Origin of the sequence: Pseudomonas sp. M20 (assembly GCF_045037865.1) — a bacterium.
Classification (GTDB): Bacteria; Pseudomonadota; Gammaproteobacteria; order Pseudomonadales; family Pseudomonadaceae; genus Aquipseudomonas.
Window position 1 is genome coordinate 526,661 of record NZ_CP173611.1, and the last position, 16,728, is coordinate 543,388.

Annotated in this window: 12 protein-coding genes and 2 pseudogenes; 5 read left to right on the plus strand and 9 right to left on the minus strand. The window is 59.9% G+C overall.

Translation table 11 applies throughout. The features are described 5' to 3' along the window. Positions 1-372 precede the first annotated feature (372 nt). The 3 genes and pseudogenes from arcD to ACI514_RS02280 all read left to right on the plus strand — a co-directional run bounded on the left by arcD (position 373) and on the right by ACI514_RS02280 (position 2,659). Positions 373-1,800 (plus strand): arginine-ornithine antiporter, encoded by a 1,428-nt coding sequence (gene arcD / locus ACI514_RS02270; RefSeq protein WP_405123006.1) that lies wholly within the window; start codon positions 373-375, stop codon positions 1,798-1,800. Between the two features lie 41 nt (positions 1,801-1,841). Beyond that, positions 1,842-2,089: pseudogene (locus ACI514_RS02275) on the plus strand (AlkA N-terminal domain-containing protein); the annotation flags it as partial. Further along, positions 2,066-2,659 carry a DNA-3-methyladenine glycosylase family protein gene (locus tag ACI514_RS02280; protein ID WP_405124187.1) on the plus strand — a complete coding sequence of 198 codons (594 nt, stop codon included), beginning with the start codon at positions 2,066-2,068 and terminating at the stop codon, positions 2,657-2,659. The pseudogene ACI514_RS02275 and the gene ACI514_RS02280, both read left to right, overlap by 24 nt. A 210-nt stretch (positions 2,660-2,869) precedes the next feature. On the opposite strand, the gene ACI514_RS02285 is transcribed toward ACI514_RS02280, so the two are convergent. The 9 genes and pseudogenes from ACI514_RS02285 to gap form a co-directional block, all read right to left on the minus strand. After that, positions 2,870-4,219, minus strand: coding sequence for a CoA transferase (locus ACI514_RS02285; RefSeq protein WP_405123007.1), 1,350 nt, complete (start codon positions 4,217-4,219; stop codon positions 2,870-2,872). A gap of 172 nt (positions 4,220-4,391) precedes the next feature. Next, entirely contained in the window at positions 4,392-5,147 is a 756-nt protein-coding gene (locus tag ACI514_RS02290; protein WP_405124188.1) for a methyl-accepting chemotaxis protein, read from the minus strand. Between the two features lie 150 nt (positions 5,148-5,297). Next, positions 5,298-6,530 (minus strand): annotated as a pseudogene (locus ACI514_RS02295) (chemotaxis protein); the annotation flags it as partial. Positions 6,531-6,773: 243 nt separating this feature from the next. Next, the gene (locus ACI514_RS02300) at positions 6,774-7,169 is read right to left on the minus strand and encodes a YbaN family protein (RefSeq protein ID WP_405123008.1); all 396 of its coding nucleotides are present in this window, start codon (positions 7,167-7,169) and stop codon (positions 6,774-6,776) included. Positions 7,170-7,333: 164 nt separating this feature from the next. Further along, a complete protein-coding gene (locus ACI514_RS02305; protein WP_405123009.1) occupies positions 7,334-7,930 on the minus strand; it encodes a biliverdin-producing heme oxygenase in 597 nt (198 codons plus the stop codon). A gap of 111 nt (positions 7,931-8,041) precedes the next feature. Then, positions 8,042-10,627: a TonB-dependent receptor gene (locus ACI514_RS02310; RefSeq protein ID WP_405123010.1), complete on the minus strand. Its 2,586-nt coding sequence runs from the start codon at positions 10,625-10,627 to the stop codon at positions 8,042-8,044. A 122-nt stretch (positions 10,628-10,749) separates the two neighbouring features. Beyond that, positions 10,750-11,715 carry a FecR domain-containing protein gene (locus ACI514_RS02315; protein WP_160059158.1) on the minus strand — a complete coding sequence of 322 codons (966 nt, stop codon included), beginning with the start codon at positions 11,713-11,715 and terminating at the stop codon, positions 10,750-10,752. A gap of 125 nt (positions 11,716-11,840) precedes the next feature. Further along, positions 11,841-12,359 carry an RNA polymerase sigma factor gene (locus ACI514_RS02320; RefSeq protein ID WP_405123011.1) on the minus strand — a complete coding sequence of 173 codons (519 nt, stop codon included), beginning with the start codon at positions 12,357-12,359 and terminating at the stop codon, positions 11,841-11,843. Between the two features lie 190 nt (positions 12,360-12,549). Further along, complete coding sequence (gene gap / locus ACI514_RS02325) at positions 12,550-13,551, minus strand: type I glyceraldehyde-3-phosphate dehydrogenase (protein WP_077574258.1); 1,002 nt, start codon at positions 13,549-13,551, stop codon at positions 12,550-12,552. Between the two features lie 220 nt (positions 13,552-13,771). Between gap and edd the strand changes: the two genes are divergently transcribed. Together edd and ACI514_RS02335 are read left to right on the plus strand one after the other, a co-directional pair. Continuing rightward, positions 13,772-15,598, plus strand: a complete 1,827-nt coding sequence (gene edd / locus ACI514_RS02330) for a phosphogluconate dehydratase (protein ID WP_095112266.1) — start codon at positions 13,772-13,774, stop codon at positions 15,596-15,598. Then, a complete protein-coding gene (locus ACI514_RS02335) occupies positions 15,595-16,554 on the plus strand; it encodes a glucokinase (protein WP_405123012.1) in 960 nt (319 codons plus the stop codon). The genes edd and ACI514_RS02335 overlap by 4 nt, the downstream gene beginning before the upstream one ends. The last annotated feature ends 174 nt before the right edge of the window (positions 16,555-16,728 follow it).

Sequence of the window (16,728 nt, forward strand, 5' to 3'; positions counted from 1 at the left end):
CTTAGATCAGTGCATGGTCACATTCCATTGTTAATGAATGACTTAGGCTTCGACTGAAGGCATAAATATCCTGCCCGCAAGGCCCGTCCTAGAGGCGTTGTGGCTACATTGTTGGGAATGGCTATTATTACTTTCGAATTATGACGCTAGTTCTTTTTCAGCTTTTGGCAAATTTTCAGCCTCTGTTTTCAGTACAGAATTGATTTATCAGGATCAGCGCACAAAACTGTCTTAACGTGCTAGGCGTTAGCGTCATCCGCTATATATAAACAGGCGTTAACTGGCGTTACCTGATAAACGTCATCTACCTTTATCCGTTTAGTTAATAGTTGTTACAAATGCACGCTCACCACACTTCAAAGGGAAACTGAAATGTCGCAACCGACGCAAAAGCTGCGATTAGGCGCGTTGATCGCCCTGGTGGTGGGTTCGATGATTGGCGGGGGGATTTTCTCGCTGCCGCAGAACATGGCGGCACGCGCCGATGCCGGGGCGATCCTGATCGGTTGGGGGATTACCGCGATCGGCATGCTGACTCTGGCGTTCGTCTTTCAGACCCTGGCCAATCGCAAACCCGAACTGGATTCCGGCGTGTATGCCTACGCCAAGGCCGGATTTGGCGACTACATGGGGTTCTCGTCGGCGTGGGGTTACTGGATCAGTGCGTGGCTGGGCAACGTCGGTTATTTCGTACTGCTGTTCAGCACCCTCGGCTACTTTTTTCCGGTGTTTGGCCAGGGCAATACGCCGATCGCCATCGGCTGCGCCTCGGTGCTGCTGTGGGCCGTGCATTTTCTGGTGATGCGCGGGATCAAGGAGGCGGCGCTGATCAACCAGCTGACCACGGTGGCCAAAGTCGTGCCGCTGATCATGTTCATCGTCATCGCGGCGGTGGCATTCAAGGCTGACATTTTCACTCGTGATATCTGGGGCACCAGCAACCCGAATTTCGGCGGGGTGATGGATCAGGTGCGCAACATGATGCTGGTCACGGTGTTCGTGTTCATCGGCATCGAAGGCGCCAGCGTGTACTCGGCGCGGGCGGAAAAACGCAGCGACGTCGGCCGCGCCACGGTCATCGGTTTTGTCGGCGTGCTGGCGTTGCTGGTGCTGGTCAACGTGCTGTCGCTGGGGATCATGAGCCAGCCGGAGCTGGCGAATCTGCAGAATCCGTCGCTGGCGGCGGTACTCGAACACATTGTCGGGCCGTGGGGCGCGCTGTTGATCAGCATCGGTCTGGCGATTTCCCTGCTCGGTGCGTTGTTGTCGTGGGCATTGCTCTGCGCGGAGATTCTCTTCGCCACGGCCAAGGACAAGACCATGCCGGCGTTCCTGAAAAAGGAAAACAAGAACCACGTGCCGGTCAATGCGTTGTGGCTGACCAACGCGATGATCCAGATTTTCCTGTTGATCACGCTGTTTTCGGCCGGGACTTACACCAGTCTGATTTATCTGGCTTCGTCGATGATTCTGGTGCCGTACCTGTGGTCGGCGGCGTACGCGGTGTTGCTCAGCGGGCGCGGCGAAACCTACGAACATGCCTCGGCTGAGCGCACCAAGGATCTGCTGATCGGCGGCATTGCCCTCGGTTACGCGGTGTGGTTGTTGTATGCCGGCGGAGTGAAGTATTTGCTGTTGTCGGCGCTGTTGTATGCGCCGGGGGTGATTTTGTTTGCCCAGGCCAAACATGAGGCGGGCGAGCCACTGTTCACCCATGTCGAGAAGGGCATTTTTACCTGCGTGGTCATCGGTGCGGGGCTGGCGGCTTATGGTTTGTACAGCGGGGTGCTGTCGTTGTGAGGTTGTCGCTTGAGTATCAGCCGCCGTATGACTGGGACGCAATGCTGGGGTTTCTCGCGGCGCGGGCGGTGGTCGGGATGGAGGTTATGGTCGAGGATGTGTACTCGCGCAGCATCGGGTGAACGGGCTTCATGGCACGGTTTCAATTTGGCCTGAGGCAGGGAATGCCTTGGCGGTTGAGCTGGATTTTCCTGATCCGTTGATGGTGCCCGAGATCGTTATCAGGTTGCGGCGGATGTTTGATCTGGATGCGGATCTGGCGCTGATGCAAGGGCATTTGGCGAGTGATCCGTTGCTGGCGCAGTTGATTGCCGAGCGTCCGGGGCTGCGGATTCCCGGTGCGTGGGATGGCTTGGAATTGGCGTTTCGCGCGGTGCTTGGGCAGCAGATTACAGTGGTCGCGGCGATTCGTCTGGCGGGGAAACTGGTTGCGCAATATGGCGCGCCGCTGGATTCGAGTGTGCCTGGATTGACCCATGTGTTTCCCGAGGCGCAGGTGCTGGTAGCGGCAGATCTGGCGGCGTTGGGCATGCCGAAAAGTCGCGGGCGGACGTTATCTGGGGTGGCGCAGGCGTTGCTGGATGAGCCTTCATTGTTCAAGCCGAATCGTGAATGTGGCGTGGCGCGGTTGTTGGCGTTGCACGGGATTGGCGAGTGGACGGCGCAGTACATTGCGCTGCGCCAGTTGCGGGATATGGATGGGTTTCCGACCGGAGATGTCGGGTTGTTGCGAGCGCTGGAGGTGCTGGAAGGCGAGCGGCCGACAGCGCGGGAATTGGCTTTGCGCGCTGAGACCTGGCGGCCTTATCGAGGGTATGCGGCGCAGCTTTTGTGGACATCTTTGAGCCGGGCAGATTGAAACATCATCGCTCGGCCTGAAATTGCAGCCCTCACCCCAGCCCTCTCCCGGAGGGAGAGGGGGCCGACCGAGGTGTCTTGCGCGATCCACCGACCTGAAAGCCCGAGTCGATTATGGATTCAGCGCCAATCGTACAAGTCGGTGAATCTCTCGAATATCCCCCAATCAGTCCCCTCTCCCTCTGGGAGAGGGTTAGGGTGAGGGGCTTTTTTAAGCCCACCGTGGTTGGTGAGAACCCAATTCCGTAGCCGGCAAAGCCCATTGAATAGATGTGCCGCTGATCTTCACCGGCACCTGCAAGCGATGCGCCGGGCCCCATGGGGTCTGTTCCAGAAATGAACCCTGATCCTGCTCATCTTCCGCCCGCATTGCCTCATTCGTCCCCGGCCCATGCTCGACCAATAACTTCGCCGTCCGCGCCAGTGACAATCGCGCCGAGCCACCGCGACCCGTCTTAAAACGCTCGGCCAACAGTCGGAGCACACTTGCCGCCATCAAATACCCGGTCGCATGATCCAGCGCCTGTACCGGCAACGGCGTAGGTTTGTCGGCCTGCATCCATTGCTGCCCGGCATCGGCGATGCCGCTGCTCATCTGCACCAGACTGTCGAAGCCCCGGCGGTTCTGCCACGGGCCACTCCAGCCGTAGGCATTGAGGCCGACATCGATCAGGTCCGGCGCGAGCTGGCGGCGACGCTCAACGCCGAACCCGAGATTTTCCAGTGCGTCGGCACGGTAGCCATGCAGCAGAATGTCGGCGTCTTTCAGCAAACCTTCAAACACCGCGCGATCCACTGGATCCTGCAAGTTCAGCCGCGCGCAGCGTTTACCGAGGGTCATTTCCGGGACGACACCGGGCTCGTTCCAGGTCGGTGAATCGATGCGCAATACGCCGGCGCCAAGGCCCGCGAGAAAACGGCTGGCGGTGGGGCCTGCGAGCACGCGGGTCAGGTCCAGTACCTTGATCCCGGCCAACGGTTGCGCCACCGAGCCTCGCCAGGTTTGGCTGCTTTCATCTTGCGAATCGATGAAATGCACCAACGGCTCGGCATTCACCGCCAGCCCCTGCGGATGCGTCTGCCACTGTGCCCAGCTGCGCATTTCGGCGGCGCAGCCCTTGGCGTCTACCACCGCTTGCTCCAGATCCGTGCTCGTCCATTGCGCGACTTTCGCCGCCATCGCGGCACGATCGGCGCAGGCACCCAGCACGCGTTCAGCGGCGGCGCGGTGATGCGGGGCGTTGGTGTGCAGGCGGATCCAGCCATCCTGTGTGGCGTAGTCGCCTGCGATCGGGTCCCACAGTGGTGGCACTTGCCAGCCGAGGGGGCGGATCGAGGTCGAGAACCAGAACGAGGCCAGGCGTCGGTCGACTTCTACAGCGGGCAAATGACCGGTCTGTTGCTCGATCAATTGGCTGACAGCCTGACCGGCCGCGGCCATGCTGGCGCAGGCAAGGTCAGTGACGGCGAACGCCGAGGGCAGGGCGCCGCGCTCGGTGAACGGAACCGGCGTGTGTAGCAAGCCGAGCGCGGCTTGAATGGACGTGAGTAAATCAGTCATCGAAGGCCCTCCGGAGCGAGAGGGCGATGATAGTGCAAAACATCATCGGATTAGATGAAAGCTCCTGTAGGAGTGAGCCTGCTCGCGATCGCGGTGTGTCAGTCGACACATGCTCCACTGATCCACCGCGATCGCGAGCAGGCTCACTCCTACAAGGGAAATGCAGTGTGGCTTAGACGCGGAACTGATCCATCAATTTCATCTGCTGGCTGGCCAGGGCATTGAGCTGGCTGCTGATCGCCGCCGATTCGGTGGCTTGCTCAGTCAGCGTTTCGGTGACGGTACGAATCGCCGAGACGTTGCGGCTCACTTCTTCCGCCACCGCACTCTGCTGCTCAGCCGCACTGGCAATCTGCAGGTTCATATCGCTGATCACCGTCACCGCATCGCTGATCTTGCCCAGCGCATCCACGGCCTGACGAATCTGTCCGGCGTTGTTATGCGCCTGAGTCTGGCTCGAATGCATGGTCGCGACCACACCCCGCGTACCGGTCTGAATCCGCTCGATCACAATGCGGATTTCCTCCACCGAATCCTGCGTGCGCTTGGCGAGGTTGCGCACTTCGTCGGCAACCACCGCAAAACCACGGCCGCTCTCACCGGCGCGGGCCGCTTCAATCGCCGCGTTGAGGGCGAGCAGGTTGGTCTGTTCGGCGATGCTGCGGATCACCTCCAGTACCGAGCCGATCTGCTCGCTGTTGACCGCCAGCGCTTCAACCTCGGTCACCGCTTTGCTGACTTCATCGGCCAGTTGGTTGATGTCGCGGGTGCTGCGCTCGATGATCGACATGCCGTCCCTCGCCGACTGATCGGCACCTTTGGCGGCATTGGCTGCGTTGGATGCGCTGTTGGCGACGTCGTGGGCGGTGGCGCTCATTTCGTTGGAGGCGGTGGCGACCTGATCGATCTCGCGGAACTGCACCTGCATGCCTTCGCTGGTCTGGCGGGCGATTTCCGAGGACTGGTCGGCGGTGCCGCGTGCTTCGGTGATGCTCTGTTTGATCTGCGCGATGGTCGGTTGCAGCTTGTCGAGGAAGCGATTGAACCAGTTCACCAGTTCGCCCAGTTCATCCTGCTTGCTGTAGTTCAGACGTTGGGTCAGATCGCCTTCGCCGCTGGCGATGTTCTTCAGCATTTCGGCGACGCTGTTGATCGGTCGGGTGACGCCGGACGCGGTCAGCCAGATCAGCAACAGGCCAACCAGACCGGCAACCACGGCGACCAGCAGTGCAGTGATTACGCCGGTTTCCTGAGCATCGTCGAGTACCGCTTGCAGTTTTACCGAATCGGCTAGCAGCACTTGTTTCGGCAGGTCGATGACCACGCCCCAAGCGCGCGAGTTGCCGATTGGGTCGACCGGGTAAACGGCGCGAATCAAATCACCTTGTTCGAGAATCTTCGGTGTGCCGGAGCTCAGCAGTTGCAGCACATCTTTGCCATCGGCGCCGAGGGTGTCGCTGATCTTTTTGCCGACCTTGCTCGCGTCGGAACTGTCGGCCGCGAGCACGCCGCTGCCGGAGACAATCAGCATATGCCCGGCGTTGTTGAACAGGCTGCGCTGGGAATCCACGGCCGCCGCTTGCAGGGCGTCGAGAGCAATGTCGACACCGACCACGCCGATGGCTTTACCGTCGACGATCAACGGCACAGAAATGGTCGTCATGAGCATTTCCTTGCCCCCGACAGTGTCGGCATACGGGTCGAGCAGGCAGGTGCGTTTGTTGTCGCGAGGGCAGGTGTACCAGCTGTTGTAGGGCGTGCCGCTGACGCTGAGGGTGGTTTTGGTCAGGTCTTCTTCGACCATGATGGTGTTCAGCGAGGCACCGGCGGCGCGGCTCCAGTACGTGGCAAAACGCCCGGCTTCGTTGGACTGACGCGCGGCGTCGTTGGCGAACTCGCTGTCCTTACCGTCGAGAGCGTTCGGTTCGAAGGCGAGCCAGATGCCGAGCACCTTATCGTTGCGTTCAAAAGCGCTTTTCAGGCTCAGGTTCAACTCTTCGCGCAAGGCGCCGGCGTCCAGCGAACGCTTGGCGGCCATTACCCGCATGTCCTTGATCTGATCCGCTACGGCAGTGATCACCGTCAGGCTTTCGCCGAAGGTTTTCTGCACCCGCACGGCTTGCTCGGCGGCTTTGGCTTGCAACAGGTTCTGCACGCTGGCGGTGAGCAACTGGTTGCTGGAGTTACTGACCAGTTCGTCGTTCTGGTTGGTCTGGTAGATGTTCATGCCGACGATCAGCGCAACCACACCGAGCAGGCACAGACCGGAGAGCAGAACGATTTTCAGGCGAATGGACAGAGCGTCGAACATGGGGCGATCTCGCGAATGAATATACGGGTGGCAGGCGGATATGAACTATCCGGTTCGCCAAATCCATTCAGCGCCATTCAATGCTCATCGGCGTGGAAGCAGAGGTCATGAGGCGTGTGCCGACGGACGGTCAGCGCTAAACGTTTGCGCAGGGGAAAGTGCTGAAAAAGCGATTAATTACAGGGATGTTTCAGGACGGTGACGGCGCTTGTCACGGGCGGGAGAGACTTTTCGCGAGCGTGATCAGACAGTTTTAGCCAGAGATTCCGGGCGCGACCAGATCCACAGATTGCCCACGCTCATCCCGGCAATCGCCAGATAAACCGGCCAGCCGTGATCGAGCATCACCAGCATCAACGTGGCGCACAGCAACATGCTTACCGTGGCGCTGACCTTGGCCTTGCGCGCGATGATCTTGCCGTTGCGCCAGTTACTGAGGATCGGCCCGAACAGCCGATGGTTTTCCAGCCAGGCACTCAGGCGCGGCGAGCTGCGGGTCGCGGCCCAGGCGGCAAGAAGGATGAACTCGGTAGTCGGCAGGCCGGGCACGACAATGGCGATCAGGCCGACGCCAAGGCTAACGTAGGCCAGCAGGCCGAACAGCACACGGGCGAGTTTCGAGGAGGCGGGTTGCGGCATGGGCTCAGCGGTGGCTTCTGAAGCGGAGTGGAGATCTTACAGGCTTACGCAGTTCCCCTGTAGGAGTGAGCCTGCTCGCGATAGCGGTGTATCAGTCGACATTCATATTGAATGACAGGACGCCATCGCGAGCAGGCTCACTCCTACAGGGGATGTGTGTTGTGTCAGGCCGGTTCGGCTTCGGTGGCGTAAGCCTGTTCCAGCAGCACGGTGAAGCGGTTGAACGCGTCGATCGCGCCTTGCTCCACTTCAGCCTCTTCTTCAGCACTGAACTGCAGCAAATCAAGGGTGCGCACGAAGCTTTTCCAGCCTTCGGCACGGCCACCTTCTGGCTCACCGAGGTGACGGGCACCAAAGGTTTCGCTCAGCTCCAGCGCCACCGCGCGTTTGATCAGGAACGCAGCACCGAGCTTCGAACCTTCGGAGACAAAGATCCAGCCCAGCGCGCGAGCCTTGCTCGGGTTCTTCACCGCGCCTGCGACCGGAGCCGGTACTTCCGTGTCGAGATCCGCCAGGTCAGCCTTGGCCGCTTCGGCGCGGCAACGGGCCGGCAGATCCGGGACCATGGCGGTCAGTTCGGCGTCGTTATACAGATCGACCAGTTCCGACTGGAACAGGTACTGCGCGACGACAAAACGGGCGAAATTGGCGCGGGTCTCGAACGGCGCGTGGGCTTTGACCAGGGCGTCGAGCTTGCTGTGCGGCTCGTGGGTGATCTGGTTCAGGCGTTGTGAACGCAGGGCTTTTTCCGAAGTGGTCATGACATGTCCTTGATAAAAGAGGCGCTTGATAACGAGACGAACAAGAAGACGTGCAAGCGTAAAAAAACCTCACGGCGCGGTGTGTGAACAAGCGCCGTGAGGTTGGTTGGATCAAATGTCCCAGATCAGATTGATCGCAAAGTTGCGGCCCGGTTGGGTCAGGCGATCGAGGTTGGCCGGTTGCGTCACCGAAGCTTCGCCGACGCTGTCGTAACCGCGCACGTCATCCCACAGCCAGTATTTCTTGTCGGTCAGGTTGTAGATGCCGCCGCTGACGGTGACGTCGTCGGTGACTTTGTAATAACCGGCCAGATCCAGAATGCCGAAGCCCGGCGTCTTGAACTGACTGCTGACGCCATCCGGCGACTTGAAGTTGCTGTCGTCGACGCGATCCTTTTTCTTCACCACGGTCCAGCTCAGCAGGCCGCCGTAGTTGTCCTGGTCGTAACCCAGTCCGAACACGCCGGTCAGCGGGTTGACGCTGTTGATCGGTTCGCCGTTGTCGTTGTTGCGACCGTAGGCGTAGGCGATCGAGCCCTGGGTATAGAGGCCTTGCGGCGCGCCAAACGCATCCAGGTTCAGGCGACCTTTGACTTCCGCACCCTTGATGGTGGCGTGCTTGATGTTGGCCGACTGGAAGGTCAGCTCGTTGCGGCCCGGGGTCACAGCATCTTCGTTAATGAAATCGCGGTACTTGTTGTAGAACACCGCGACGTCGAACGAACCTTGTTCGAAATTGCCGCGCAGACCGGTTTCATAGCTTTTGCTTTTCTCCGGTTCGAGGTCCGGGTTCGGCGCCACGCTGTAACCGGTGGTGGTGTTTTCGAAGCGGCCGTACAGGGCTTTCGCGGTCGGGGTGCGGAAACCTTCGGCGTACTGACCGTACCAGGTGTAATTCTCGGTCAGGGCGTAGGTCAGGCCGAACTTGGGCGAAATTTTGTGCCAGGTCTTGTTCTTGTCGCTGACCGTGCCTTGGCCGTCGGCGGCCACGGTGTTGAGGAATTCCTGAGTGATGTGCGGCTTGAGCTGGGTGTAGTCGTAGCGCAGGCCCGGCAGGAAGGTCCAGTTGTTCCAGCTGATCTGATCCTGAGCGAACACGCTGTAGGTGTTGATGGTCGGGTCCGGGAAGTCGGTGGCTTTGGCCAATACGTCAGCGGTACTGGTTGCGCCGATGGCGGTGCAGCCTCGACCGACGGCCAGGCAGGTGCCGTCGCCGCTGCGCGAGCCGGTGACTTTCTGTTGCTTGAGGGTGGTGCCGTAAGTCAGCACGTGATCGGTGTCGCCGATGGCGAAGGCTTTGTCCAGTTGCGCATCGAAGACCCACTGCTTTTCTTCGTAAATGGTGTCACGGGTGCGCAGCACTTTACGGGTGATCGGATAGTAGAACTCGGTGGTGCTCTGGTCGGTCTTGGCGATCTGGTGGTTGAGGCTCCACTTCACGTTGTCGACCAGCAGGCTGTCGAGGGCGAACGAGTGCTCGATGCCGAAACGCTCACGGGTGATCGTATCGTTACCGGTGCGCCACTGGTACATGCCGCCGGGCAGCACGCTGTTCGGAATGGTCGGGGCGCCGTTGAAGTACGGGCCGCCGTAAGCACTTTTCTGATCGGTGTCGCGATCATCCTTGTACTTTTCGTAGGTCAGGCCCAGGCGCGAATCTTCGTTGTAGTTCCAGCCGATCTTGGCCAGCACGTTGTAGGCGCTGACGTCTTCCGGGTTGGCGGCGGTGCGCTCAAGGCCAGTGCCATTGTTGCTGCCATAGGAATCGGTTTCGTGACCGTCACGCTGGCTGTAATGCAGCAAACCGTCGAACTGGTCGGCGCGGCCGGCCACGGTGGCGGACTTCAACCAGCTGTCATCGGCCGAGCTGTAACCGGTTTTCAGACGCGCACCGACGTCTTTGCCCGGCTTGATGATGTCGTCGGCATCGAGGGTGTAGTAGCTGACCGCGCCGCCAATGGCGTTGCTGCCGTACAGCACCGAGGCCGGACCACGGAGGATTTCCACGCGTTTGACGATTTCCGGATCGACGTAATTGCGCTGAGTCTTGGCGTACGGGCCGTTGAAGAAACCGTCCGGGACTTCCACACCGTCGACTTGCGTCAGGATGCGGTCGCCGTCGATACCGCGGATGTTGTAGCCGCTGATGCCGCCACGGGTGCCGGCGCCGCCGACGGATACGCCCGGCTCATAACGCACCAGATCCTTGATGGTGTTGACGTTGTTGCGGTCCAGGTCCTGGCGGGTCTGCACGGTGACGGTGGCCGGCACGCTGTTGACCGACTGCTCCTGACGGGTGGCGCTGATGGTCACCTGATCGAGATTGAGCGTGCCGCTGGCGTTGCGCTTTTCCAGCACAACGTTGTTGTTGCTGATTTTGCGGAAGCTCAGGTTGGTCCCCACCAACAGGCGCTCCAGGGCTTTTTCCGGGGGTAGCGAGCCACGCACGCCCGGCGAAGCCACGCCCTGACCCAGTTCTGCCGGCAAACCGACCTGCCAACCGGTCACGGCGGTGAAGGCATTGAGTGCCGACACCAGCGGCTGCTGACCGATGGCGAACGAGTAATCGCCCATGTTGCGCGAAGGTTGCTCGGTGGCAGCCATCAGCGGTGCAGCACCGGCCATCAGGATGGCAGCGGTCAGCAGCGACAATACGCGAGAAGGGGAGGAAGTCTGGCGGGTAAGGCGTGAGGACATCGATAGCGCTCCGTGTCGCACGAATCTTTATAGGGGCTGATTGGCTTCGCGTGTTGCGAATCAATTGCATTGGCTATAACGAGACGTACTGACGTTGGCTATCGAGTAAAAATAATTCTCATTTAGTTCAAGATCACCAGCGCGGGGAATTCCTGCAGGCGCGCCGAGGTGATGTGTGCGAGGGAGCGAACCACGTCGAGCGGCTGGTCGAGACGGTAATTGCCGGTCACGGCGACGTCCGCCAACTGTTCGTTATTGTTGATGATCCAGCCCGGGTAGTAGCGGCGCAATTCGGCCAGCACCTGATTCAGCGGGCAGTTCTCGAACACCAGTCGGCCCTGCACCCACGCCAGATCCGTGTTGGCGTCGAGTTTGGCCGGGCGGTCGAAGCCGTTGGGACCGATACGGATGCTCTCACCGGCAGTCAGGCGCACACGAGCATCGTTATGCGTGGCGCGCAGATCGACATCGCCACGTTGCACATTGACCTGCGCGACGCCATCGAGATAACGCACGGCGAAAGCGGTATCGCGCACGCTGGCGGTGACCGGGCCGGCATCGATTTCCAGCGGTTGACTGCGGCCGCTGGCGATCTCGAAAAACGCCTCGCCCTGAAACAACCGGGCAACGCGCTGCTGATCGTTGATGGTGCTGGAGAATGCCGAGTTGGTATTGAGCAGGACTTTCGAGCCGTCCTCCAATTGCAGACGCTGGCGCTCGCCCACCACGGTCAGATGATCGGCCTGAATGCGCATCGGCAGATTACTGAAACTGAACAATCCGAGGATCAGCACCGCAGCAGTCGCCAGCGGTTTCCAGTGTGGGCGCAGACGCTTGAGGAAGGTGACTTTCGCAGGTTTGGCCGCCAGGCTTTGCGCGCACTGGGCGACTTGCGGGCCGTCCCAGATCGCCTGGGCCTTGGCGAACGCTTCGGCATTCAACGGATCGGCCGCCAGCCAGGCGTGAAATTGCCGGGTCTGTTCCTCGTCCGGGCTGCCGAGCACGATGAGCCAGTCCAGTGCCTGGTCCATTGCGTTTGCAGCGTCCTGCACCGAATCCGGCGAAGGCGAGCGGTGGGTGTCCGTCACGGTGTTTCCTCGGCAGTGTCTGCGCACGGCTGTTTTTTCAAGTGAAGCGTAAAAGTCGGGCAAGGGTAACAAAGCCCGATGATCCGTGCAGGCGATCCGAGCACTTACAGAAAAGCCCTACAGCCTCAGTCGCCATTCAGACGTTCGGCGACGCCGATGCAGATGGTCATGATCAGCTTCAGTTCTTTTTGCACGGTGCTGAGAGAAACATTCAGCTCATCAGCGATTTCCTGATAACTGTTCCCGTGCAAACGGCTGAGGATGAAAATCTGCTGCTGGCGGGGGCTGAGTTGACTGAGGCTCACATTCAGGCGCTCCAGCATCTGTTCGGCGTGTGCGGCATCTTCGGCGCTGCTGGCGGGGGCGGCGACGCTGTGCACGATATCTTGCGGCACATCATCGACCATGGTTCGCGAGTGGATCTTGCGCGCGCGCAGATGATCCAGCGCCAGATTGCGCGCGGTCTGGAAGACAAAAGGTTCGAGGTGATCGATGGCCCGCTCGCTCAACGCCCGCGTCACGCGCAGGTAGGTCTCCTGCAACAGGTCTTCTGCGGTGCTGTGATTGTTGACCATCCGTTCCAGCGTGCGCAGCAAGGACGTGCGCTGGGTGAGGAAGACGTGGTTGAAGCGCGATTGACTCACGGGAGGACCTGAACGATTTCAAGCGAATGATAATGCTTATCATCTGCCTGTATGGTCAAGCCCTGATTTCAAATACAGCACAAAACCCCTGTAGGAGTGAGCCTGCTCGCGATAGCGGTCGATCAGCCACAACATCTGTGACTGACAGATAGCAATCGCGAGCAGGCTCACTCCTACAAAAAGCAGGGAGTTATTCGGCGTTACACAACGCCAGGCAGTTATCCAGCATGCGGTTCGAGAAGCCCCACTCGTTGTCATACCAGGCCAGCACCTTCAGCAGTTTGCCGCTGGATTTGGTGTGGTTGGCGTCGAAGATCGACGACAACGGATTGTGGTTGAAGTCGCTGGAAACCAGCGGCAACGTGTTGTAACCCAATATCTTCGAATGCTGGCTCGCAGCCTTGAGCAGCGCGTTGACTTCCTCGGCGCTGGCTTCTTTTTTCAGTTGCACGGTCAGGTCCACCAGCGACACATTGATCACCGGCACCCGCACGGCCATGCCGGTCAGTTTGCCGGCCAGTTCCGGGAGCACCAGGCCTACCGCTTCAGCGGCGCCGGTCTTGCTTGGGATCATGTTCTGCGTGGCCGAACGCGCGCGGTACGGGTCGGTGTGATAGACGTCAGTCAGGTTCTGATCGTTGGTGTAGGCATGAATTGTAGTCATCAGACCACTTTCGATCCCCAGCTCACGGTGCAGCACTTGTGCCACCGGTGCTAGGCAGTTGGTGGTGCACGAAGCGTTGGAGATGATCTGGTGCGACTGGCGCAGAATGTCGTGGTTCACACCATAAACCACGGTGGCGTCGGCGCCTTTTGCCGGGGCCGAGATGATCACTTTGCGTGCGCCGGCAGTAATATGCGCGGCCGCTTTGGCGCGGTCGGTAAAGAGACCGGTGCATTCGAACACCACATCAATCTTTTCCGCCGCCCATGGCAGCTCGGCCGGGTTGCGAATGGCGCTGACCGCAATGCGGTCGCCGTTGACGGTCAGACTTTCATTGTCATGCTCGACCTGAGCGTCGAACGTGCCGTGAACGGTGTCGTATTTGAGCAGATGAGCATTGATCGAGCTGTCGCCGAGATCGTTGATGGCGACGATCTGCAAATCCTGTCGATAGCCTTGGGTATACAGTGCGCGCAGGACATTACGGCCGATGCGGCCAAAACCATTGATTGCGATTCGAAGAGTCATGGAACAGCGCCGCCGTCGTTTTGTTGTTGGAATTACAAGATTATTCGCATAAAAATAGAAAACAAGCCTTTTTAGTGGCAATATTTTGTTTTATCTACAACGAGTGACCTGAATCAACTGGTCCGAATGGTCAAAAAAGCCGTCTGTCATTCCAATAACAACGGCGTTTGATCAGCATAGACAATCAGGTCGCCACATCCGTTAGCCTGGAGTTCTACACATGCATCCCCGCGTCCTTGAGGTCACCGAACGGCTTATCGCCCGCAGCCGCGCCACGCGTCAGGCTTACCTTGCACTGATTCGCGGCGCCGCCACTGACGGGCCGATGCGCGGCAAGCTGCAATGCGCCAACTTCGCCCACGGCGTGGCCGGTTGCGGCAGCGAAGACAAGCACAGCCTGCGGATGATGAACTCGGCGAACATCGCCATTGTTTCTTCGTATAACGACATGCTCTCGGCGCATCAGCCGTATGAAGTGTTCCCGGAACAGATCAAGAACGCCCTGCGCGAAATCGGCTCGGTCGGCCAGTTTGCTGGCGGCACGCCGGCGATGTGCGACGGCGTGACCCAAGGCGAGCCGGGCATGGAACTGAGCCTGCCGAGCCGCGAAGTGATCGCCATGTCGACCGCTGTGGCGCTGTCGCACAACATGTTCGACGGCGCGCTGATGCTCGGCATCTGCGACAAGATCGTCCCAGGCCTGATGATGGGCTCGCTGCGCTTCGGTCACCTGCCGACGATTTTCGTCCCGGGCGGGCCGATGGTCTCGGGGATTTCCAACAAGGAAAAAGCCGACGTGCGCCAGAAGTACGCCGAAGGCAAAGCCACCCGTGAAGAGCTGCTGGAATCGGAGATGAAGTCCTACCACAGCCCGGGCACCTGCACCTTCTACGGCACCGCCAACACCAACCAGTTGCTGATGGAAGTCATGGGCCTGCACTTGCCGGGCGCCTCTTTCGTTAACCCGAACACGCCGCTGCGTGACGCGCTGACCCGCGAAGCCGCGCATCAAGTGACGCGCCTGACCAAACAGAATGGCAACTTCATGCCGATCGGTGAAATCGTCGACGAGAAATCGCTGGTCAACTCGATTGTGGCGCTGCACGCCACCGGCGGTTCGACCAACCACACTCTGCACATGCCGGCCATCGCCATGGCCGCGGGCATTCAATTGACCTGGCAGGACATGGCCGACCTCTCCGAAGTCGTGCCAACCCTGAGCCACGTCTACCCGAACGGCAAAGCCGACATCAACCACTTCCAGGCCGCCGGCGGTATGTCGTTCCTGATCCGCGAACTGCTCGGCGCCGGCCTGCTGCACGAAGACGTCAACACTGTGCTCGGCCACGGCTTGAGCAAATACACCAAAGAACCGTTCCTTGATAACGGCGAACTGGTCTGGCGCGAAGGCCCGGTCGACAGCCTCGACGAAAACATCCTGCGCCCGGTCGCCCGTGCATTCTCGGCAGAGGGTGGTTTGCGCGTGATGGAAGGTAACCTCGGTCGCGGTGTGATGAAGGTCTCCGCTGTCGCGTTGGAAAATCAGATCGTTGAAGCGCCAGCAATGGTGTTCCAGGATCAACAAGACCTGGCCGACGCGTTCAAGGCCGGTCTGCTGGAAAAAGATTTCGTTGCCGTGATGCGCTTCCAGGGCCCGCGTTCCAACGGCATGCCGGAGCTGCACAAGATGACGCCGTTCCTCGGCGTGCTGCAGGATCGCGGCTTCAAAGTCGCCCTGGTGACTGACGGGCGGATGTCCGGCGCTTCGGGGAAAATCCCCGCAGCGATTCACGTCAGCCCCGAAGCTTATGTCGGTGGTGCTTTGGCGCGCGTGCAAGAGGGCGATATCATCCGCGTCGATGGCGTCAAAGGCACTTTGGAACTCAAGGTCGACGCCGCAGAATTTGCAGCGCGCGAACCCGCCAAAGGCCTGTTGGGCAACAACATCGGCAGCGGTCGCGAACTGTTCGGCTTTATGCGCATGGCCTTCAGCTCGGCGGAGCAGGGCGCCAGCGCCTTCACTTCTGCCCTGGAGACGCTTAATTGAAACTGGCTTTGGTCGGTGACATCGGAGGCACCAACGCGCGGTTTGCGTTGTGGAAAAACCAGCAACTGCAATCGGTTCAGGTGCTGGCCACGGCCGACCACGCCAGCCCGGAAGAGGCGATCAGCCTCTACCTGAGCGGGCTCGGTCTGGCGCCGGGTTCGATCGGTTCGGTGTGCCTGTCGGTGGCCGGCCCGGTCAGTGGTGATGAATTCAAATTCACCAACAACCACTGGCGCCTGAGCCGCACCGCGTTCTGCAAAACCTTGCAGGTCGAGCAGTTGTTGCTGGTCAACGACTTCTCGGCGATGGCGCTGGGCATGACCCGTTTGCAGCCGGGCGAATTCCGCGTGGTCTGCGAGGGTGCGCCGGAGCCATTGCGTCCGGCGGTGGTGATCGGCCCGGGCACAGGTCTTGGCGTCGGTACTTTGCTTGATCTCGGTGAAGGTCGTTTTGCGGCATTGCCGGGCGAGGGCGGTCACGTCGATCTGCCGCTGAGCAGTCCGCGTGAAACCCAGTTGTGGCAGCACATCCACAACGAGATCGGCCATGTCAGCGCGGAAACCGCGTTGAGCGGTGGTGGCTTGCCACGGGTTTACCGGGCGATCTGCGCGGTCGATGGGCATGAGCCGACACTCGATACGCCGGAAGCGATCACCGCAGCTGGTCTGGCGGGTGATCCAATTGCACTGGAAGTGCTCGAGCAGTTCTGCTGCTGGCTCGGCCGTGTCGCCGGCAACAACGTGCTGACCACGGGCGGACGTGGCGGGGTGTATATCGTTGGTGGTGTAATTCCACGCTTTGCCGATTTCTTCCTCGAAAGCGGTTTTGCCCGCAGCTTTGCTGACAAAGGGTGCATGAGCGATTACTTCAAAGGCATTCCGGTGTGGCTGGTGACAGCGCCGTATTCCGGCCTTGTCGGTGCCGGTGTGGCCCTGGACCAATCAACCCCAACCTGAAATGCAATCAAACTGTAGGAGTGAGCCTGCTCGCGATAGCGGTATGTCAGTCAACGAATGTGTTGAATGTAAGACCGCTATCGCGAGCAGGCTCACTCCTACAGTTGTTTTGTGGTGTTTGTAAAATCAGTGCTTAAGGCATAATCCGCCCCAATTCCAACAACAAGGATGCCT

What these genes read in the sequence shown, in the direction of transcription:
- arcD (WP_405123006.1), top strand. Translation starts at nt 373, where the DNA reads ATGTCGCAACCGACGCAAAAGCTGCGATTAGGCGCGTTGATCGCCCTG.
- ACI514_RS02280 (WP_405124187.1), top strand. Translation starts at nt 2,066, where the DNA reads ATGCAAGGGCATTTGGCGAGTGATCCGTTGCTGGCGCAGTTGATTGCC.
- ACI514_RS02285 (WP_405123007.1), bottom strand. Translation starts at nt 4,219, where the DNA reads ATGACTGATTTACTCACGTCCATTCAAGCCGCGCTCGGCTTGCTACAC.
- ACI514_RS02290 (WP_405124188.1), bottom strand. Translation starts at nt 5,147, where the DNA reads ATGCAGGTGCAGTTCCGCGAGATCGATCAGGTCGCCACCGCCTCCAAC.
- ACI514_RS02300 (WP_405123008.1), bottom strand. Translation starts at nt 7,169, where the DNA reads ATGCCGCAACCCGCCTCCTCGAAACTCGCCCGTGTGCTGTTCGGCCTG.
- ACI514_RS02305 (WP_405123009.1), bottom strand. Translation starts at nt 7,930, where the DNA reads ATGACCACTTCGGAAAAAGCCCTGCGTTCACAACGCCTGAACCAGATC.
- ACI514_RS02310 (WP_405123010.1), bottom strand. Translation starts at nt 10,627, where the DNA reads ATGTCCTCACGCCTTACCCGCCAGACTTCCTCCCCTTCTCGCGTATTG.
- gap (WP_077574258.1), bottom strand. Translation starts at nt 13,551, where the DNA reads ATGACTCTTCGAATCGCAATCAATGGTTTTGGCCGCATCGGCCGTAAT.
- edd (WP_095112266.1), top strand. Translation starts at nt 13,772, where the DNA reads ATGCATCCCCGCGTCCTTGAGGTCACCGAACGGCTTATCGCCCGCAGC.